The sequence below is a fragment of the Lachnospiraceae bacterium JLR.KK002 genome (genome assembly GCA_036941025.1).
Lineage (GTDB): Bacteria > Bacillota > Clostridia > Lachnospirales > Lachnospiraceae > Petralouisia.
On the sequence record JAYMNP010000001.1, the window covers coordinates 3,796,626 to 3,815,668 of the forward strand.

General features: G+C 44.0%; 22 protein-coding genes and 1 pseudogene. 20 read left to right on the forward strand and 3 right to left on the reverse strand.

The genetic code is table 11. The features are described 5' to 3' along the window. The first annotated feature begins 10 nt into the window (after window positions 1-10). From rpmD to infA, 7 genes are all read left to right on the forward strand, one after another. Window positions 11-193, forward strand: a complete 183-nt coding sequence (rpmD, locus tag VSQ32_18470) for a 50S ribosomal protein L30 (GenBank protein ID MEH2944775.1) — start codon at window positions 11-13, stop codon at window positions 191-193. Window positions 194-216: 23 nt separating this feature from the next. Beyond that, window positions 217-660 (forward strand): 50S ribosomal protein L15, encoded by a 444-nt coding sequence (rplO, locus tag VSQ32_18475; GenBank protein ID MEH2944776.1) that lies wholly within the window; start codon window positions 217-219, stop codon window positions 658-660. Further along, entirely contained in the window at window positions 660-1,979 is a 1,320-nt protein-coding gene (gene secY, locus VSQ32_18480) for a preprotein translocase subunit SecY (GenBank protein ID MEH2944777.1), read from the forward strand. Before rplO ends, secY begins: the two co-directional genes overlap by 1 nt. A gap of 69 nt (window positions 1,980-2,048) precedes the next feature. Then, the gene (locus VSQ32_18485; GenBank protein MEH2944778.1) at window positions 2,049-2,693 is read left to right on the forward strand and encodes an adenylate kinase; all 645 of its coding nucleotides are present in this window, start codon (window positions 2,049-2,051) and stop codon (window positions 2,691-2,693) included. A gap of 3 nt (window positions 2,694-2,696) precedes the next feature. Next, window positions 2,697-3,470 (forward strand): type I methionyl aminopeptidase, encoded by a 774-nt coding sequence (gene map, locus VSQ32_18490; GenBank protein MEH2944779.1) that lies wholly within the window; start codon window positions 2,697-2,699, stop codon window positions 3,468-3,470. A gap of 55 nt (window positions 3,471-3,525) precedes the next feature. After that, window positions 3,526-3,816 (forward strand): hypothetical protein, encoded by a 291-nt coding sequence (locus VSQ32_18495; GenBank protein MEH2944780.1) that lies wholly within the window; start codon window positions 3,526-3,528, stop codon window positions 3,814-3,816. Further along, window positions 3,798-4,016: a translation initiation factor IF-1 gene (gene infA / locus VSQ32_18500; protein ID MEH2944781.1), complete on the forward strand. Its 219-nt coding sequence runs from the start codon at window positions 3,798-3,800 to the stop codon at window positions 4,014-4,016. Before VSQ32_18495 ends, infA begins: the two co-directional genes overlap by 19 nt. Window positions 4,017-4,121: 105 nt before the next feature. Here infA and VSQ32_18505 read toward each other — a convergent pair whose 3' ends face one another. The 3 genes from VSQ32_18505 to VSQ32_18515 form a co-directional block, all read right to left on the reverse strand. After that, entirely contained in the window at window positions 4,122-6,323 is a 2,202-nt protein-coding gene (locus tag VSQ32_18505) for a polysaccharide deacetylase family protein (GenBank protein MEH2944782.1), read from the reverse strand. Between the two features lie 244 nt (window positions 6,324-6,567). Beyond that, window positions 6,568-6,918, reverse strand: a complete 351-nt coding sequence (locus VSQ32_18510) for a tyrosine-type recombinase/integrase (GenBank protein ID MEH2944783.1) — start codon at window positions 6,916-6,918, stop codon at window positions 6,568-6,570. Further along, entirely contained in the window at window positions 6,915-7,148 is a 234-nt protein-coding gene (locus tag VSQ32_18515) for a hypothetical protein (protein MEH2944784.1), read from the reverse strand. Before VSQ32_18515 ends, VSQ32_18510 begins: the two co-directional genes overlap by 4 nt. A gap of 316 nt (window positions 7,149-7,464) precedes the next feature. On the opposite strand from VSQ32_18515, the gene VSQ32_18520 reads away from it, so the two are divergent. The 13 genes and pseudogenes from VSQ32_18520 (at window position 7,465) to VSQ32_18580 (ending at window position 18,342) form a co-directional block, all read left to right on the forward strand. Continuing rightward, complete coding sequence (locus VSQ32_18520) at window positions 7,465-8,898, forward strand: Ig-like domain-containing protein (protein MEH2944785.1); 1,434 nt, start codon at window positions 7,465-7,467, stop codon at window positions 8,896-8,898. 204 nt (window positions 8,899-9,102) lie between these two features. Further along, a complete protein-coding gene (rpmJ, locus tag VSQ32_18525; GenBank protein MEH2944786.1) occupies window positions 9,103-9,216 on the forward strand; it encodes a 50S ribosomal protein L36 in 114 nt (37 codons plus the stop codon). A gap of 361 nt (window positions 9,217-9,577) precedes the next feature. Then, window positions 9,578-9,946, forward strand: coding sequence for a 30S ribosomal protein S13 (gene rpsM, locus VSQ32_18530; protein MEH2944787.1), 369 nt, complete (start codon window positions 9,578-9,580; stop codon window positions 9,944-9,946). Window positions 9,947-10,047: 101 nt separating this feature from the next. Further along, window positions 10,048-10,443, forward strand: coding sequence for a 30S ribosomal protein S11 (gene rpsK / locus VSQ32_18535; protein MEH2944788.1), 396 nt, complete (start codon window positions 10,048-10,050; stop codon window positions 10,441-10,443). A gap of 19 nt (window positions 10,444-10,462) precedes the next feature. Next, a complete protein-coding gene (gene rpsD, locus VSQ32_18540; GenBank protein MEH2944789.1) occupies window positions 10,463-11,056 on the forward strand; it encodes a 30S ribosomal protein S4 in 594 nt (197 codons plus the stop codon). Window positions 11,057-11,097: 41 nt separating this feature from the next. Beyond that, window positions 11,098-12,057: a DNA-directed RNA polymerase subunit alpha gene (locus tag VSQ32_18545; protein ID MEH2944790.1), complete on the forward strand. Its 960-nt coding sequence runs from the start codon at window positions 11,098-11,100 to the stop codon at window positions 12,055-12,057. Between the two features lie 304 nt (window positions 12,058-12,361). After that, window positions 12,362-12,898 (forward strand): L17 family ribosomal protein, encoded by a 537-nt coding sequence (locus VSQ32_18550; protein ID MEH2944791.1) that lies wholly within the window; start codon window positions 12,362-12,364, stop codon window positions 12,896-12,898. Window positions 12,899-13,038: 140 nt separating this feature from the next. Further along, window positions 13,039-13,923, forward strand: a complete 885-nt coding sequence (locus tag VSQ32_18555; GenBank protein ID MEH2944792.1) for a hypothetical protein — start codon at window positions 13,039-13,041, stop codon at window positions 13,921-13,923. Between the two features lie 452 nt (window positions 13,924-14,375). Beyond that, on the forward strand, window positions 14,376-15,212 hold the full coding sequence (locus VSQ32_18560; protein MEH2944793.1) for a hypothetical protein: 837 nt from the start codon (window positions 14,376-14,378) through the stop codon (window positions 15,210-15,212). Window positions 15,213-15,370: 158 nt separating this feature from the next. After that, window positions 15,371-15,687, forward strand: a pseudogene (locus tag VSQ32_18565) (ATP-binding cassette domain-containing protein). Window positions 15,688-15,830: 143 nt separating this feature from the next. Further along, window positions 15,831-16,775, forward strand: a complete 945-nt coding sequence (locus VSQ32_18570; protein MEH2944794.1) for a hypothetical protein — start codon at window positions 15,831-15,833, stop codon at window positions 16,773-16,775. A 121-nt stretch (window positions 16,776-16,896) separates the two neighbouring features. Then, window positions 16,897-17,949, forward strand: coding sequence for a hypothetical protein (locus VSQ32_18575; protein ID MEH2944795.1), 1,053 nt, complete (start codon window positions 16,897-16,899; stop codon window positions 17,947-17,949). Window positions 17,950-18,132: 183 nt separating this feature from the next. After that, window positions 18,133-18,342 carry a PIN domain-containing protein gene (locus VSQ32_18580; protein ID MEH2944796.1) on the forward strand — a complete coding sequence of 70 codons (210 nt, stop codon included), beginning with the start codon at window positions 18,133-18,135 and terminating at the stop codon, window positions 18,340-18,342. Window positions 18,343-19,043 lie beyond the last annotated feature (701 nt).

Genomic DNA, 19,043 nt, shown 5'->3' on the forward strand with positions numbered 1-19,043 from the left:
GATATGAAAAATGGCAGAGAAATTAAAAATCACCCTTGTGAAATCCCCAATCGGCGCGGTACCAAAGAACCGTAAGACAGTAGAAGCACTGGGTCTGAGAAAATTAAACCACAGTGTGGAAATGCCCGATAACGCAGCAGTCAGAGGGATGGTAAGACAGGTAAAACATTTAGTGAAAGTAGAAGAAATCTAAGAGAACAGTAAGGAGGTGTCAACATGGACTTATCAAATTTAAAACCGGCAGCAGGTTCAAAGCACAGCAATAATTTCAGAAGAGGCCGCGGTCATGGTTCCGGAAATGGTAAGACAGCAGGTAAGGGACACAAAGGTCAGAAGGCTCGTTCCGGAGCACCGAGACCAGGATTTGAAGGCGGTCAGATGCCTTTATACAGGAGAATCCCCAAACGCGGATTTACCAACATCAATTCAAAAGATATCGTTACAGTGAATCTGGAAGTTCTGGAAGAAAAATTTGAAGACAATGCAGTGGTAACGATAGAAGCATTATTGGAGCAGGGAATCATTAAGAAACCGAGAGACGGTGTGAAAATCCTTGGAAGAGGAGAGCTTACCAAGAAGCTGACCGTACAGGTAAATGCGTTCAGTGAAGGCGCAAAAGAAAAGATTGAAGCTCTTGGTGGAAAAGCAGAGGTGATCTAATGCTGGAGACACTCCGCAATGCATTTAAAATAAAAGATATCAGGAATCGTATTTTCTATACGATGGCAATGCTGGTGATTATCCGTATCGGCTCCCAGCTTCCCCTTCCTGGTGTAAAAGGCGATGTCATTGCAAACTGGTTTGCAGCCCAGGGAACCGACGCACTGAACTTTTTTGACGCCATCACGGGCGGTTCCTTTGAACAGATGTCAGTATTTGCACTGAATATCACGCCGTATATCACATCTTCCATCATTATGCAGCTTCTTACCATAGCCATACCGAAGCTGGAAGAAATGCAGAAAGACGGAGAAGATGGAAGAAAAAAGATTGCAGAGATTACACGTTATGTAACGGTTGCCCTTGCACTGATTCAGTCCATTGCCATGGCCATCGGGTTTGGCCGGGGCGGATATCTGGATAAGTTTGACGCACCCCACGTCATCATGATGGTGACCGGCCTGACCGCAGGTTCTGCAGTTCTGATGTGGATTGGCGAGCGGATTACGGAGCATGGCGTGGGAAATGGTATTTCCATCGTGCTGGTAATCAATATTATTTCCCGGATTCCGGAAGATTTGATGACCCTTTACACCCAGTTTATTGCAAACGCTCCCAACGTGGGAAATGCAATTATCGCGGCAGCGGTAATTCTGGCAGTCATTCTGGTTACTGTGGTATTCGTTATTATTCTGCAGGATGGAGAGCGCAGGATTCCGGTACAGTACAGTAAGAAAATTCAGGGCCGGAGACAGGTGGGCGGCCAGTCCAGCCATATTCCCCTGAAGGTAAATACTGCCGGCGTAATCCCTATTATTTTTGCCCAGTCCATTATGCAGTTCCCGGTCATTATTGCAACCATTATGGGAAAAGGCCAGGGAACAGGAATCGGAAGCAAAATTCTCCACGGATTGTCCCAGTCCTACTGGTGTGATCCGGAAAACCCCATTTACAGTATCGGTTTGCTGGTGTACATTGTACTGGTTATTGCGTTTGCATATTTCTATACATCCATCACCTTCAATCCGCTGGAAGTGGCAAATAATATGAAACGTCAGGGCGGGTTTATCCCAGGCATCAGACCTGGAAAACCAACCAGTGATTATCTGACGAAAATTCTGAATTATATTGTGTTTATCGGAGCAGTTGGACTTATGATTGTTGCGGTTATTCCGATTTTCTTCAACGGAGTATTCAGCGCCAATGTGTCTTTCGGCGGAACATCTATTATCATTATAGTAGGTGTTGTCATCGAAACACTGAAACAGATTGAGTCCCAGATGCTGGTACGCTATTATAAAGGTTTTTTAAATGACTGATAAGTTATGACTATGCCTGGCCTGTCTGCGGACGGCCAGGCATTCAGAGTAAAAAAGGAGGAGACAGGTATGAAGATTATTATGTTAGGAGCACCGGGAGCAGGAAAAGGAACACAGGCAAAACAGATTGCAGACAAATATTCCATTCCTCATATTTCTACCGGAGATATTTTCCGGGCCAACCTGAAAGCAGGCACTGACCTTGGAAAAAAAGCAAAAGAGTACATGGATCAGGGGCTTCTGGTTCCTGATGAACTGACCTGCGATCTGGTTATGGACCGTATTGGACAGGAAGACTGCAAAAACGGTTTTGTTCTGGACGGATTTCCAAGAACCATTCCCCAGGCGGAAGCACTGGATGCGGCCCTGGCAAAAATTAATGAAAAAATGGATTATGCCATTGATGTGGACGTTCCCGACGAAAATATTATCAATAGAATGTCCGGAAGACGCGCATGTCTGAACTGCGGCGCAACTTATCATATCGTTTCCATCCCCACCAAAGTGGAAGGTATCTGTGATCGCTGCGGCAACAAAGTAGTACTGAGAGACGACGACCAGCCGGAAACGGTAAAGAAACGTCTGGATGTTTACCATGAACAGACACAGCCATTGATTGATTATTACAAAAAACAGAATATTTTAAAGACCGTAGACGGAACCCAGCCAATGGAAGATGTATTTGGTGCCATTGTGGGAATTTTAGGAGCGTAAAAAATGTCAGTATCAATTAAATCTGCCAGAGAAATTGAGTTAATGCGGGCAGCAGGAAAAATCCTGGAAAAGGTGCATGAAAATCTGGAAAAGGAATTGAAGGAAGGCATGTCTACTCTGGACATCGACCGTCTGGGAGAAGAAATTATCCGGAGTTACGGGTGCATTCCATCCTTTAAAAATTACAATGGATATCCGGCTTCGGTGTGCGTATCGGTAAATGATGAGGTAGTCCACGGGATTCCCACCAGGAAACGAAAGCTCAGAGAAGGCGACATTGTAAGCCTGGATATCGGAGTCATTTATAAAGGATATCACTCCGACGCAGCCCGAACTCACGGAATCGGGGAGATTTCAAAAGAAGCCTCCCTGCTGATTGAAAGAACCAGGCAGAGTTTTTTTGAAGGCATAAAATACGCAAAAGAAGGCAATCATCTACATGAGATTTCTAATGCAATTGCTACTTACGCGGAGAGCTTTGGATATGGAGTAGTCCGGGATCTGGTAGGGCACGGGATAGGAACCCGGCTCCATGAAGACCCCCAGATTCCCAATTTTACCCAGAAAAGCAGAGGCGTAAGACTGAAAGCAGGCATGACACTGGCAATTGAACCCATGATCAATGCAGGGCGTTTTGATGTGGCATGGCAGGATGACAACTGGACGGTTGTAACACAGGACGGTTCGTTGTCCGCCCATTACGAAAATACAATTTTGGTGACATCCGGGGAGCCGGAAATCCTGAGTCTTTCAGGCATGGAAGGCAACCTGGCATAATCAGGCTGAAAGCAGATGTGAGTAAACGTCTGTCCGCAGGAAGATGGAGAAAACCATGGATATAAAATTAGCAGTTTCCAGATCCGGTCACGACAAAGACAGCATTTATGTAATTGTAAAAGAAGAAGCCGATATGGTGTATCTGGCGGATGGTAAATTAAAACCACTGGAAAAGCCGAAAAAAAAGAACAGAAAACATATTCAGATAATAAAACAGCTTCCGAAAGAAATTACAGAAGTCTTTACGCAGGAGAATTTTCGGAATGAAGAAATAAAAAGAGCCATTCAGCTTTATCAGAAAAGCATGGAATATCAGGAGGAAACAATATGTCAAAAGCAGACGTAATCGAAGTAGAAGGAACGGTAGTGGAAAAGCTGCCGAATGCCATGTTTCAGGTGGAACTGGAAAATGGACACCAGATTCTGGCCCATATCAGCGGAAAACTGAGAATGAATTTTATCCGTATTCTTCCGGGAGATAAAGTCACCATTGAAATGTCCCCCTATGACCTGACAAAAGGAAGAATCATATGGAGAGATAAATAGAACAAAACGGGCTTCCCTGTCCGTCAATTCCTTCAGGATTGATGGACAGGGAATAAAAACAGCCAGAATCCTCAATTCTGAGGAGTCTGGCTGTTTTATGCAGTCTCAGGGAAAGGCGTGGTACACGCTTCCATTGGACATGGCGCCCCGGCAGTCAGAAAGCTCACTGACAGTTACAAGCTGATAACCGCGGTTACGCAGTTCCGGAATAATAACTCCGGACGCGGCGGCCGTCTGGCTGTAGAGATCATGCATCAGGATAATATCACCGTTTTGTACATGGTTCAGAACGGATGCTTGGGTCAGCAGAGGATTTCTGGTTTTCCAGTCCAGAGTATCAATGGACCATAAAATGATGGGCATTCCCACTGCGGCGGAAACCGTACCATTGTATCCCCCTCCCGGCGGACGCATGACAGCCGGCGAAACACCGGTAATGCTCTGTACCGCTGCGTTTGTTCCATTTATCTGGCTTTGAATAGTGGCAACGTCCGTTTTGGTCAGAATTTTGTGGTCGTAGGTGTGATTGCCGATTTCACATCCCATATCAAAAGCGCGCTTTAACACGCCGGGCCAGGAAGGTACCCGATTCCCCACCACAAAAAAGGTTGCTGTACCCCCGTATTGCGCCAGGATATCCAGAATTTCTGAGGTATACTGGGAGGGACCGTCATCGTATGTCAGCGCCACCATGGGCTGATTCAAATCAATCTGCCTTGTTAAGGTTCCGGAACTGTTATAATAGCACATAAAATGACCGTCACGGATTCGGCAGGAGGTAATTTTCCCACCTGCTTCGGTATATTCCAGAATTTCTCCGGACAGCTCCCGGCTTACGGTTCCATTGGATTCCGCATAAATAATTCGGCCGGAAGCGGTAAGATACAGACCCGGCGAACTGTTTCTTATACCGTTGGAAGCGAAATAATACCGGGTACCCTGAATGTCGCGCACATCATTTCTGACAACAACCATGTTTCCGCTTTTGTAATCGTAGCATTTTCCGGTTTTTTTGTTGTAAAGCAGGGTACACTTGCCGGAACCATTAAAATAGAAGACTTTTTTGTCGGCGGTTTTCCAGACCTTCTTCTGTTTCTTCCATTTGCTGTCTTTGTAGTCATACCGGTAGCATTTCCAGGTATTTCCGGATTTCGTTATTTTACCGGTTACATAGCCCTTTTTCCCGATTTCCATATACTGTTTGCCGGAAGGTTTCTGCCACCCTTTTTTCGTTACCCGGACGCCTTTGCCGTTAAAATAATAATATTTCCCATTTTTCAGGCGGACAATATCTTTTCTGATTTTAATTAGTTTGCCGTTTTCGTATTTCTGGCATTTTTCTGTGGCAGGATTATAAATTCTTACGCATTTTCCTCTGGCATTAAAATAATACTCTTTTCCTTCTATGGTTTTCCAGACGTCTTTCTGTTTTTCCCATTGAGATGTGCTGTAATTGTAGACGTAATATTTCCGGAGGTTTTTGTTACTTGTCAGTTTGTCCGATACATATCCATCTCCATTTACATAATACCATTCTGCAGATGAAATTTTTTTCCATTCGGAAAGGGTGTTGCAGATGCCTGCGGCGTCAAAATAATATATGCGCCCGTCTTTCAGCGGATATATGTAATTGTTTGCCGGAATCATCCGGTCATTGGCAAAAACAGTTAGCTGTGCGGAAACCGTGTCAAAAATCTTCGTACAGATTCCGGTGGTGTCAAAATAATAATCTTTACCGTTTACGGTTTCCCAGATATTGCCCCGGAGTTCCCAGGAAAGGGTATCGGAACTGTACTGAAAGAACAGCCAGGAACTGCCGGCCGCTTCCATGCGGGCAGCCACATGGCTGTCGGCGTCAATGAGAAATTTTCCCGTGGGAAGTTCCTGCCATCCGGCAGCAGTTACCTGCTGGCCTCCCACATAGAGAACATAATAATTTCCCTGCTGTACCAGCCCGTCAGCGGGAATATTTTCCCCTTCTGCCTGAGGGGAACTATTTTCTCCGGCGGTTTCCGTGACTGTTTCCGGTTCTCTGGATAATTCTTCCGGTAATTCCGGCAGTTCCAGGTGTTCTGTGGAAAGTTCCTCCCCGGAGCTGTTTTCGTAATCCCTTTTGCCGGAAGATGTTTCCTGTAAGGCTTTTTCCTGTTCTGCCGGCAAAGTTTCTGCCTGTTCTGCCGGCAAAGTCTCTTCCTGTTCCGCCGGAGAGGCTGCCTTCGCCTGCAGAGGTGTTATGCTGCAGGACAGGGCCAGCAGCATTGCCAGCAGAACACAGGTGCTTCTTTTGTGTTTGAATTCTGATCTCATGATTTAGTACTCCTTTGTGTGATGTTTCTTTTATTATACACCACTGGCATACAGGGTTCAAGGTGTGTGGATAGAGGAAGTCTGCCGGTACAGGATGAAACCGGTTTTGCATAAACAGAAACAATATGGTTAGAATAAAATAAAAAATGTAACCTTTTATTGACAAAGGTTACATTTTTAGTCTGTATCTTATATATCGGTGCAGATTACAAATACTTTATAGCTATTTAAAAATTTTTATTCCTTAAAGATTAAGATGGCAGAACACATCGTCCATATCTTCCTGTTCAATACACAGATAACGCTTTGTAATCTGATAGGAAGAATGATTGAAGATAGCCATCAGAAGTGCCGGAGGAGTTCCGTTTTTCCAGGCATGGTAACCAAAAGTTTTCCGCAGAGAGTGACAGCTGATATGCTCCGGCAGGCTGGCATAATCTGCGGCTTTTTTTATGATTCGGTAGGCCTGCTGGCGGCTGATATGGGATGTTCTGTCTTTTTGACCTGCAAACAGACAGGCGCCTGGCTGTATGGGGCACTGATTCTGGCGCAGCAGTTCCAGTGCGGTAACCGCCATGCGGTTCAGGGCAATCATGGTTTCCTTTTTGTTTTCTGTTCTGTCAGATGTAAATGAGAACGAAACTGTCCGGTATTGAAATCATATACCATGTCCCAGGTAATTTTCAGAATATCACCAATACGCAGCGCAGTATTCAGGCCCAGAATAATCAGGGCGTAATTGCGCGGATTGGGACACTCGGTAAGATAGTATTTTTTTACTTCTGCCAGTTGGCTGGTCTGTCGGATAGGCTGGGTTTTACTCATAATTTTCCTCCTTGTAAAGGCTGTGAACCGGTTTTTTCGTAACTATTCAGCCTTCGGCTTCATAGTTACTGAATCCGGCCTGTTCCAGTTTGCCTTCGGCAAAGAGGCCGGATTCCTCTCAACCATCACACATTCTCACGGACTTTGCAGCAGGCGCAAAGTCCTGGGCTGAACTGTTACGTTTTTTCTGCAAGTTCTCAAATCCCCTGAATAAGCGGATGGGACAGAGCGTATGTCTGTTCAAATCATTGGGGCAAAATGTAACCTTTGTCAATAAAACGTTACATTAATCCATGAAAAACAAGGAGGAAACAAAATGAAGAAAAAGTTTTTGTCAAAGAAGCACATGGCAGTTCTGCTTTCAGCGGTACTGGCAGCAGGAAGCCTTTCTTTTGTACCTGCAGAATACGCAGGCCTGTCTATGGTATATGCAGAAGAAAGCACAGAAGAGACTGCAACACCTGCATTCGCAGAGGATAATCCTGAAATAATGGCCAGTGGGGACAAAGGAACGCTGAAAATCACAGGGCTGAAAGCAGGAAGCACAGTTACCTGGACAAGCGACAATAAAGCCGTTATTGATTTTGAAACAGAAGGTGCCGAAGAAGAACAGGCAGAAACAGAAGAAGCGACTGCCGATACAACAGTGACAGACGGAGCAACAGAGACCACTGTAAAAGTAAAAGCAGGTGTTGCAGGTGAAGCAAATATCAGCGCTACCGTTAAGGAAGCATCCGAAGAACAGAAAACAGGAGCGGGTGGCTCACCTCTTACCTGCAAAATTACTGTTAATTTTAAGTTAGACGGTGTGACAGACGGAAACGTAAATCTGGATTTGAAAGAGAATAAAACTGCTGAAATCACGGTAAGCGGCGTGGCAGACGGAACGGAACTGGAATGGACGTCAGCGCTTCCTGCCAAGGAAGAAGAACCGGAAAATCCGGATGAAAACGAAGAAGGCAGTGAAAATCAGCCGGAAGCACCAAAGCCCGAAGATGTTGCAACGGTAACTTCTGCAGAAAATGATACAACAAAAGCAACCATTACTGCAGTTGCGGTGGGTGAAATCAATGTAACCGTTGCTGTAAAAGAAGAAGCAGAAGGCCAGGCAGATGAGGCCCGGACCGAAAGCTGGAAACAGCAGACCTTTACCGTAAAAGTAACAGAAGGTCAGACGGAAGAACCCACACCGGAACAGCCCACACCGGAACAGCCCACACCGGAACAGCCCACACCGGAACAGCCCACACCAGAGCAGCCCACACCGGAACAGCCGGGCGGAGGCACCAGTACAAATACGCCGGTAGCAGTCAGCGGTATTTCCTTAAGCCAGACAACGATTACGCTGGACAAAGGCAAAACAGCAGCTCTGACAGCAACCGTAGCGCCGGAAAATGCAACGGATAAAACAGTTATCTGGTCCAGTTCCAATGAGAAAGTGGCGACCGTATCCAATGGAACGGTAACGGCAGTTGCAAAAGGAACAGCAACCATTACAGCAAAAGCAGGGGATAAAACAGCAACCTGTACCGTAACAGTAAAAGTTCCGGCTTCAAAAGTAACCTTAAATACCAAACAGATTTATATGGTAAAAGGCAAGAGCGTTAATGTAAAAGCAACGGTAACTCCTTCCGATACCACAGACAAAACATCCTGGTCCACTTCCAACAAAAAAGTTGCAACGGTAAAGAATGGAAAAATCAGTGCCAGGAAAACCGGTAAAGCAACCTGTAAGATTACAGTAAAATAATCTGACCTGATGCAGGGGTAATGAAAAAGGTACGGGCGTCCGAAAGGGATGCCCGTACCTTTTTACTGCAAAAACTTGACAAACCCCTTGATTTTTCCGGACTTGGATGGTATAATATCAAGCGGACGCTTTTGGAGCGAGTTATTTTTCTTAGCAGAAAAATTCACGAATTGCCTGTACAGGCAGAGGAAAGGAGGAATTGCTGTGAAAGTAAGATCATCCGTAAAACCTATTTGCGAGAAGTGCAAAGTCATCAGGAGAAAAGGAAGTATCCGGATTATCTGTGAGAATCCGAAACACAAACAGAGACAGGGATGACAGTAAACCATCTTATTTATGTGCGGCTGTAGTGAGACACCAGGATAAGTTGTTCTCACTGTTCATAATAAGCAGCGTGTACGGCTGTTGCCGGATTTTTTGATACCGAGGGAATCCGGTGAATGTGCAGAAGTGAATATTTATCAGAGAACAAAGATATACACTCATTTCAGGGCGAGCAACCGTAGCTGTATATGTTTGTTTTTCGTGTATAAGGCATATTTTGTTGCGGATATGTCTGCAATTGTTACAGGCAGCCGGTCTTTAATACCGAAGACAGCGGCAGCCGGCCGGCAGTCTGCCGGAAAGTGAGCTGGCAGCGCCAGTGAAGAAAAGAAAATTATGGAGGTGTACGACATACATGGCTCGTATCGCAGGTGTAGATTTACCAAGAGAAAAACGTGTTGAAATCGGATTGACTTATATTTACGGAATCGGAAGAGTAAGTTCCAACCGTATCCTTGCAGAAGCAAAAGTAAATCCGGATACCCGCGTCAGAGATTTGACGGACGAGGAAGTAAAGAGAATCAGTGAAGTGATTGACCGGACTCAGATGGTAGAAGGTGATTTGAGAAGAGAAATCGCCCTGAATATCAAGAGATTACAGGAAATTGGATGCTATCGCGGTATCCGTCACAGGAAAGGGCTTCCGGTTCGCGGCCAGAAAACAAAAACCAACGCAAGAACCAGAAAAGGTCCGAAGCGTACTGTTGCAAATAAGAAAAAGTAGGCATTGAGCACTTTATGAAGGCAGGCTGACAGTCACAGCCTGAATTTAGTGAAACTTTTTATAACATGATAATAAAACAAAGAAAGTAGGTTAGTTTAGATATGGCGAAAAACACTGCAAAAAAAGTGACAAAAAAGCGCGTAAAGAAAAACGTTGAACGTGGACAGGCGCACATTCAGTCATCTTTTAACAATACAATTGTAACGATTACGGATGCTGAAGGAAATGCTTTATCATGGGCAAGTGCAGGCGGTCTTGGTTTTAGAGGTTCAAGGAAATCTACTCCGTATGCCGCACAGATGGCAGCAGAAACAGCAACAAAAGCAGCTCTTATACATGGTTTGAAAACAGTAGACGTTATGGTAAAAGGACCTGGTTCCGGAAGAGAAGCAGCAATCCGCGCACTTCAGGCATGTGGTCTTGAAGTAACAAGCATCAAAGATGTTACTCCTGTACCTCATAATGGATGTCGTCCGCCCAAACGTAGAAGAGTCTGATTAGGAGGTATAAGTTAAGATGGCAGTAAACAGAGTTCCGGTTCTGAAAAGATGCAGATCCCTTGGATTGGATCCAATTTATTTAGGAATAGACAAGAAGTCCAACAGACAGCTGAAAAGAGCAAATAAGAAAGTATCTGAGTACGGACTTCAGTTAAGAGAAAAACAGAAAGCAAAATTTATTTACGGCGTATTGGAAAAACCGTTCCACAATTACTATCTGAAAGCAGATAAGATGAAAGGCATGACAGGTGAAAACCTGATGATCATGCTGGAAAGCAGACTGGACAACGTAGTATTCCGTCTGGGTCTGGCAAGAACCAGAAAAGAAGCAAGACAGATCGTGGATCACAAACACATTCTGGTAAATGGAAAACAGGTAAACATTCCTTCTTATCTGATAAAAGCAGGTGACACAATCGAAATCAAAGAAAAATGCAAAGGTTCTCAGAGGTACAAGGACATTCTGGAGGTAACATCCGGAAGACTGGTACCGGAGTGGCTGGAGGCCGACCAGGAAAACCTGAAGGGTACCGTGAAAGAATTACCGAGCAGAGAGGCAATTGATGTTCCGGTAAACGAAATGCTTATCGTCGAGTTGTATTCTAAATAATCATTAACAAGCAACGATACCCGAAAAGGAGGGACTTTGTAGTGTTCGATTTTGAAAAACCGAAAATTGAAATTGCTCAAATTTCAGAAGACAAGAAGTACGGCCGATTTGTCGTAGAACCACTGGAAAGAGGCTATGGTACTACACTTGGCAATTCTCTGAGAAGAATTATGCTTTCTTCTCTGCCAGGCGCAGCAGTCAGCCAGGTAAAAATCGAAAGTGTTTTGCATGAATTCAGTTCCATTCCCGGCGTAAAGGAAGACGTAACTGAGATTATTATGAACATCAAGAATCTGGCATTAAAAAACACCAGCCCAACAAACGAGTCTAAAGTTGCTTACATTGAATTTGAAGGCGAAGGCATAGTTACAGCAGCAGATATCCAGGTGGACCCGGATATCCAGGTGCTGAATCCTGATCTGGTAATTGCCCATCTCAACGGAGGTGCAGATTCCAGACTGTATATGGAACTGACCATTACAAAAGGCAGAGGCTATGTGAGCGCCGATAAGAACAAGAGTGAAGATGTACCTATCGGTGTAATTGCGATTGATTCCATTTATACACCGGTAGAACGTGTGAACCTTACCATCGAAAATACACGTGTGGGACAAATTACAGACTATGATAAACTTACACTTGACGTATATACCAACGGTACGTTAGAGCCGGACGAAGCAGTCAGTCTGGCGGCAAAAGTTTTAAGCGAGCATTTGAACCTGTTCATTGACCTGTCCGAGAATGCGAGAACTGCAGAAGTCATGATTGAAAAAGAAGACAATGCAAAAGAAAAAGTTCTTGAAATGAATATCGACGAACTGGAACTGTCCGTACGTTCTTACAACTGCCTGAAACGGGCAGGAATCAATACAGTGGAAGAACTGACCAACCGGACGCCGGAGGACATGATGAAAGTTCGGAACCTGGGACGCAAGTCACTGGAAGAAGTGCTGGCAAAATTAAAAGAACTTGGTTTACAGTTAAACCCTGGAGAAGAATGAAATTCTTCGGAGGGGTGCTACCAAACGAACAGTTCATGTTCGTTTGGGTACCGCTAACTTCGGAGAAGAATGAAATTCTTCGGAGGGGTGCTACTGAACGAACAGCTAACGTTCGTTCAGGTACCGCAGAATAAAGGTGAGGAGTAAGCCGAGCCAGGGTGCTGCCAAACGAACTGCTCATGTTCGTTCAGGTTCCGCTATAGAACAGGGTTTATAAGACCAAAGGGCGAAACCCTGCGTATCACATGTTCGGTAAATAAGACCAAAAGGCATTGCCGGATATTTAAAATGGAGGATTATTGAAATGGCTAAATACAGAAAATTAGGCAGAACTTCTGACCAGAGAAAAGCCCTGATCAGAAACCAGGTAACCGCATTGTTATACAACGGTAAAATTGTGACAACCGAAGCAAAGGCAAAGGAAGTCCGCAAAGTGGCTGAAGGACTGATTGCCATGGCAGTGAAGGAAAAAGACAATTTTGAAGAGGTTACGGTAACCGCCAAAGTTCCCCGCAAGGACAAAGACGGCAAGAGAGTAAAAGAAGTGGTAGACGGCAAGAAAGTAACCGTATACGACGAAGTAGAGAAGAAAATCAAAAAGGACCTTCCTTCCCGTTTACATGCGAGACGTAAGATGAACAAAGTATTATACTCTGTGACATCTGTACCCGCTGAAAATGCAGGAAAGAAGAAGAACACCAGAAAAGTTGACGTTGCAGCTAAATTATTTGACGAAATTGCTCCAAAATATGCAGATCGTAACGGTGGATACACCAGAATCGTGAAAATTGGCCAGCGTAAAGGTGACGGTGCTTTAGAGGTTCTTCTGGAATTAGTATAGAATCGGAAAAGACGTTTTATAAGAAACCGCCGGAAAGATTATTTGAAATGTATTCTTTCCGGCGGTTATTTTTTGTAAAAATCTGACGATGTTATTAAAAAGGGAATGGATTTCCGGAAAAGTTTCAGGGAGGGAACAGCATGAGAGTAGCATCGTCATATAATGCCGGCGGAATGTCTGCCGGGAGTATGCAGGGAAGCATATCTACGAATAATACCAGAAAACGTACCGGCCCGGTCCGGAAAAGCAATCAGAATAAAGTGATAAAGAAAAGGGTAAATTATAACCCCAGAGAAATACGCTCCGCATTACTGCGGGCTTCCAGAGCCCAGAGCGCGGGAAAAGTGCTGACGCAGGCCAAAGGAAAGCTGGCAAATCTTCTGCGGGCCAAGGGAACCGGCCAGTTCAATGAATCAGAGCTTGCTGCCGCCATTATCCATGCCAGAAGAATGGTGCGGTGCGCCCAGATGAAAACTCAGAATCTGAAGCAGGAAGAACAAATGCAGAAGAAAAACGCCAACGAAGCAAAGGCAGAGGAGCAGCAGCGGAAAAATGATTTGAAACTGCGGATGAAGCGGAAAGAGCAGAATCTGAAGCAGAAAGCCAGAAATGAAAAGGCACAGAACGTGCAGAAGCAGAAACGCCAGCACCAGCAACTGCTGCAGCGCCGCCGGATTCACCGCAATATGGAACATGAGAAGATGGAAGAAGCAGACCTGGAGTATAAAAAGAATATGGGCAATGCGTCCCGTGATAATTCCTGCGAGATGGAATTCGAGCCTGCATTTTTCCCATTAGAAGGAGTGGAACTGGAATTAAGCGATGACGGTATGGAACTGACAGAAGCCCAGATTGAACAGCAAATCGAACAGGAAGTAGCCATGGCCATGGCGGCAGAACTGTCAGCAGCCAGCGTATCCGTGCCAGTGGCATCTGCAGGCCCGGAAGGGGCACCGGCCGGCGGCGCCCCTTCCGGAGCAGGCGGAGAAGTTCCTGCGGCGGATATGGCTGCCGGAGGGATGTAGGAAAGGCGTAGGAAACCAGATAAGGAAACAAACTGTTCATAACAGGGAATCGGCAGAGTTTAGCAGCTTTGTCGATTTTTTATCTTATAGGAAAGACCTTGTCACGCTAAAGCGTGAAAGTGTCTTTCCTATAAGATAAAAACAAAGATGCACACGCAAATGCAAAGGAAATATGTCGCCAGAGCGACGCATTTGCGGTGCGGAATTTCGTAAAACGAAATTCTTTTTTAATGAGTTTGTATCATAAAATGACAGCAAAGCGGTACATATCATGGAATTTGGAGGCTCTTTCTGGTCAAAACAAAGTGTTCGTTATGTATTTGTTAGGATTTGTGCAGTATAATCAATTATAAATGCTGACGGGCAAAGGGACAGCCTGTTGTCGGCAATTTATACACATGACAGGGAACACCAAACCAGAAGGGCAACCATATCGGGGAAAAGGAGCAGAAATGGCTTATAAGATATTGATTATTGATGATGATACCGAACTTCTTAAAATGCTGAAAAAATTTTTGGAAATTAAAAAGTATGAAATCATAACAGCAGAGAATAGAATTGCCGAACGGACACAGATACTACGAGCTCCATTGTCCGTTTTGAAAGGATATCAGGAAATGCTGACGGAATATCTGCCAGGTGAAGATATAGATATGGGGCAGGCAATGGAAATGCTGTCAGAAAGCGGACGTCAGATTGAACATATGGATGCCTTTGTAGAAGCAATGCGGAAATTGAAAAGTTTGGAAAACCGGCAACTGACTCCGGGGAATATTTTTGCCAGACAATTAGAGAAAGATATTCAGGGTGAACTTGCCATTTTGAAAAAAGAGTGTGGGAAACAATGTGTATTACAGGCGTCAGAATCAAAGGAAGAATTTTACGGGGATAAGGAAGTTATTTTGGAAGTGACGGAAAATTTTCTGTCAAATGCTCTGCGTCATGGGAAACGACAGATTACAATTGAAATAGGGATTGCATTAGAAGCTCCGATGGCAATCCTTGCTTTCACATTCTGTGCAGATACCTATACGCAGGAAATTGCCGGCAGGCGGTCAGAAATCTGGCGGCTATGCCCCATGAAAAAGAAAATAAATTCTATTTACAGATGGATTGTGATACAGGAAATGTTTTTAATGGCTGTCGCAGCCATTGGATATGGATTGTTTTTTCTGTTCCAAAATCCAGACATAAATGGACTGGGGCAAAGCGGTCCTGTTTCGGAATATGTGGGTGGGAATCGGAGGCTGCATGGCGCTGTGGCTGATTACAAATTCGAGCATCGGTGACAGAACCTTTAAAGCATGGAACCTGTTCTCCTATGCCTTCAGGAAGTTAGAGTACAGCAGTGATTTGAGCTGGATATGCGGGAAAGTTGTCTGTATTTGTATTGGAATCATGGCAGTGGCAGCATTGCCTGAAATCATCAGGAAGAGAGGTTAAGACTATGGGAATTAAGATAGAGGATTTAACAGTAACATTCAGGAATCATGTAACCGCAATCAATCATGCAGATTTGGAAATTCCAAAGGGAATCTTTGGGTTGCTGGGGGAAAACGGGGCAGGAAAAACAACGCTCATGCGGGTGCTTACCACTGTGTTATCACCAACCAGCGGTACGGTAACCTTAGATGGAATACTTTACAGCGAGGGGAATTTTGAAAAATAAGTAAGAAAATAGGATATCTTCCCCAGGAAACAGACCTGTATCCCAATCTGTCGGTACAGGAATGTCTGGAATATATGGGGGACTTATCTGGTATACCCGGACAGACATTTTCATTACAGAAAGCTTTTAAATTAAACGTTGATTCAGCGCCAGTTTCGGGATATAATAATTTTGAGGTCATATACCTTTCAGGAATGGCTTTTCAGTTTGCCGGATGTATGGTAAGGAGGTCATGCCTGTGAATACAGAAATAAAAAATGCGGTAAATGCGGCGGATACGGATGCACAGTATGATGAGAAGGCGAAGCGGCTGTTAGGAAATAAAATGATTCTGGCGCATATTTTGGTAAAGACGGTGGATGAATTTTTGGGCATGGATCCGGAAGAGGCCGTATCTTATATTGAGGGAGATCCGTTCATTAGCGCAGTTCCGTTAGAGCCGGGATTGACAAACGTGGCAAAAGAGAAAGACGGGCAGCGGATTGTCGGGTTAAATACGGAAAATACGGAAATAAACGAGGGAATGCTCCGTTTTGATATTATTTTTTATGTGCGGATGAAAGATGGAATCTCGCAGATGATTGTGAACATTGAGGCGCAAAAGGGGGAACCATCAGGCTACCGTATTTTAAACAGGGCGGTTTTTTATGTCAGCCGTCTTATTTCGTCGCAGAAGGAACGGGATTTTGTCAAGATGAATTATGACGACATACGCCATGTATATTCCATCTGGGTATGTATGGGCATGGACGAGGGCAGCATGGCCCATGTGCATCTGGCGAAAGACGACATATTGGGCTCCCATCAGTGGGAAGGCGGGCTTGATTTGTTAAATATTGTTATGATAGGAATATCAGATGAGTTGCCAGAACATGATGATAAATATGAGTTACACCGCCTGTTAAGCGCAACATTGTCAATGGAGCTTTCTGTTGATGAGAAATTAGGGATTTTGGAAACAGAGTACGGCATTCTGTTAGATGATAAAATAAGAGAGGAAGTGGTCATGATGTGCAATTTATCGCAGGGAATCAGAGAAAAGGGAAGAGAAGAGGGGGAAGTCAGATTTATCTTAAATATGTATCATAAGGGTTACTCATTAGAACAGATAGCAGATGTGGCAGAGAAAAGCATGGAGGAAGTAGACGCCATCATAAAAGGCGGGGAGCCGGTACTGGCATAATTATGGATGCAGAGAAGCGGACATTGTTTTCCTATCAGAAAACAGTCCGCTGTTTTTCTGTCATGGCGGCCAGTCAAAAAGGTTTCAAACATTTAGTAGGATTTTGAAAAGGGGAATTGAATTGAAAAATAAAAAATGCAATCTGTATATTACAGGTGGTATTGCAATTATAGGAATCATTGGCCTTGTTATCCTGCAGCTCCGATGCTACAAACTGATGGGCATATACGGAGGGACAAGGTTTTTGTCTGATCTCAGGCAGCTTGGAATAGCTATCATGGGCGGCTTGTTTACAAGCGCATTTGTTACGTTTTTAATTTCAATGGGCGAATATAAAAATGAGCGGAGAGAAGCGTTGGAAAATGTATATTTTGCGGCGGAAGACCTGGAACGCGAATTTATAAAAATAAAATATTTCCTTCCAGATGAGCCGAAAGAGCTTGTCAGCAGCCTTTTAGGGGAGTTGGATAATAATGAGCAAAATAAAAAATTTAATAAAATGCTGTCAGAAGCAGTCGCGCAATTTGAAAACCGGCAGGAGGCAGATGAAATTTATGAACGAAACTGTCAGAGGCTGGAATACGATGTGCAGGATGCATTCAGGGATTATATATGGGAACATACAGATGAACGGACAAAAGAAGCGTGCAGGGAACCATTACAGATAAAAGAATATCTGGATAAGGTATGCGCGGAGAAAATCAAAACATACCGTGAGCAGTTGGAAAATTCCATGAAATCATTTTTGCGGTTTCAAGAAGTCCGTACAAATAACATGACTGACGCGTATAAAAGACTGGACTTTCTTTTTGCCAATAAATCTATACGAAACCATATACATGAAAAACTTTACTGCAGGATTTTGGAGGAAATAAAACAGATAAAAGAAGAAAGCTATCATTTTGATTTGTATTTTTCAGGAAAGGGCGGAAATAGCGCAGTGCAATATTCGATTGTCTGGAAACTGCAAAAAACGTTGCTTTGTGAGGATCAAGACTGGCATTACCGTAAGTTTGATTTTGATATAGTCACAGAAATGGTTCAGATATTGGTCTATGCAAATGGAGCAAAAAATAAGAATGAGTTTCCTCAAATAAACGAATATAAACTGCAGGCCAAGCCGGGATATTGCCAACGACTGTATGAAAAATGGGAGAAAGAATCGAAAGGCTAAGAAAAATCGGGAGATGTGAAAAAGGATATTTCTTATTTGCCAGTTTTGAAATTGAATGGACGTGAGAAAAGGATATTATATTTATCTTGCGAACAAAGAATCATAACTGTAATAAACCAAAGCAGCGTCAACGAAGAACTTGTTCAGGGAATGGCTATCATAAAGTTGTAACGGAGGCGGCTAATGAGATATATCTACTATCTTGTAAGAAAATATACTCATAGCACTGATATGGCATATAAGGCAGTCGGAAAACTTTTAGAGATTGCCAAAGTATGCCGTGTTACGAACGATGATGTTCTTATTGCATTTCAGAAAAAGGCAAAGGATTTCGGGGATTGCCTTGTTGCTGCCTGTGCCAAATCCATACATTGTGATTATATTGCCACCTGAAACAAAAGAGATTTTGAAGGTTTTGGTATTCCTGCAGTTACCCCAACTGAAATCCTTTTGCAAATCATGTAAAACATATTTCATGAAAGATTTTTTGTCGCCCGGTTGCAGGCTGGGATTATGGCTGATATAATCCGATGCTCGCTATCTTTACTATCTTTATGGACAATATCGCAAATAATTTCCATGCGGACATGCCGAACCAGAAATGGTGCACGGATTTCACATACCTGTTCCTGAAGAATGAGGATGTCCGGTACAACTGCGCCGTTGTAGACCTTTATGACCGGAGCGTGGTAGCTGGCATAACGGACCAGTACGGATTACCAACAACCGTGTACGTCCGCATAGCTATAAATGTTACAAAAAAGATTGACCACTGTAGCGTCGATCGGGTGAGAAAATTATAGCACATTAATGGGGGAGTCTCTTATGGGCTCCCTGAGTTTTACAGTGGGTATGCCACCATGACAGCCTTTTTTATTTAAAAATCCATCAGCCGCTCGCAATACGGTAGACACTCTGACAATCATCCGCAAGCTAAAGGAACGGAGTCTGGAGGTATATTTTGAGAAGGAAAATAATTTCTTAACCAAATGCGTCAAGAAAAACTGTGGCGAGATACCGCAATACGATATTAAGGACTTCAACCCGGCAATCATTGACCTGGCAACTTTTGACCTGGTGCAAAAAGAAACTGA

Excerpts from the sequence above, each read along its gene's own strand:
- rpmD (MEH2944775.1), top strand. The coding sequence starts at position 11 with ATGGCAGAGAAATTAAAAATCACCCTTGTGAAATCCCCAATCGGCGCG.
- rplO (MEH2944776.1), top strand. The coding sequence starts at position 217 with ATGGACTTATCAAATTTAAAACCGGCAGCAGGTTCAAAGCACAGCAAT.
- secY (MEH2944777.1), top strand. The coding sequence starts at position 660 with ATGCTGGAGACACTCCGCAATGCATTTAAAATAAAAGATATCAGGAAT.
- VSQ32_18485 (MEH2944778.1), top strand. The coding sequence starts at position 2,049 with ATGAAGATTATTATGTTAGGAGCACCGGGAGCAGGAAAAGGAACACAG.
- map (MEH2944779.1), top strand. The coding sequence starts at position 2,697 with ATGTCAGTATCAATTAAATCTGCCAGAGAAATTGAGTTAATGCGGGCA.
- VSQ32_18495 (MEH2944780.1), top strand. The coding sequence starts at position 3,526 with ATGGATATAAAATTAGCAGTTTCCAGATCCGGTCACGACAAAGACAGC.
- infA (MEH2944781.1), top strand. The coding sequence starts at position 3,798 with ATGTCAAAAGCAGACGTAATCGAAGTAGAAGGAACGGTAGTGGAAAAG.
- VSQ32_18505 (MEH2944782.1), bottom strand. The coding sequence starts at position 6,323 with ATGAGATCAGAATTCAAACACAAAAGAAGCACCTGTGTTCTGCTGGCA.
- VSQ32_18510 (MEH2944783.1), bottom strand. The coding sequence starts at position 6,918 with ATGATTGCCCTGAACCGCATGGCGGTTACCGCACTGGAACTGCTGCGC.
- VSQ32_18515 (MEH2944784.1), bottom strand. The coding sequence starts at position 7,148 with ATGAGTAAAACCCAGCCTATCCGACAGACCAGCCAACTGGCAGAAGTA.
- VSQ32_18520 (MEH2944785.1), top strand. The coding sequence starts at position 7,465 with ATGAAGAAAAAGTTTTTGTCAAAGAAGCACATGGCAGTTCTGCTTTCA.
- rpsM (MEH2944787.1), top strand. The coding sequence starts at position 9,578 with ATGGCTCGTATCGCAGGTGTAGATTTACCAAGAGAAAAACGTGTTGAA.
- rpsK (MEH2944788.1), top strand. The coding sequence starts at position 10,048 with ATGGCGAAAAACACTGCAAAAAAAGTGACAAAAAAGCGCGTAAAGAAA.
- rpsD (MEH2944789.1), top strand. The coding sequence starts at position 10,463 with ATGGCAGTAAACAGAGTTCCGGTTCTGAAAAGATGCAGATCCCTTGGA.
- VSQ32_18550 (MEH2944791.1), top strand. The coding sequence starts at position 12,362 with ATGGCTAAATACAGAAAATTAGGCAGAACTTCTGACCAGAGAAAAGCC.
- VSQ32_18555 (MEH2944792.1), top strand. The coding sequence starts at position 13,039 with ATGAGAGTAGCATCGTCATATAATGCCGGCGGAATGTCTGCCGGGAGT.
- VSQ32_18560 (MEH2944793.1), top strand. The coding sequence starts at position 14,376 with ATGGCTTATAAGATATTGATTATTGATGATGATACCGAACTTCTTAAA.
- VSQ32_18580 (MEH2944796.1), top strand. The coding sequence starts at position 18,133 with ATGAGATATATCTACTATCTTGTAAGAAAATATACTCATAGCACTGAT.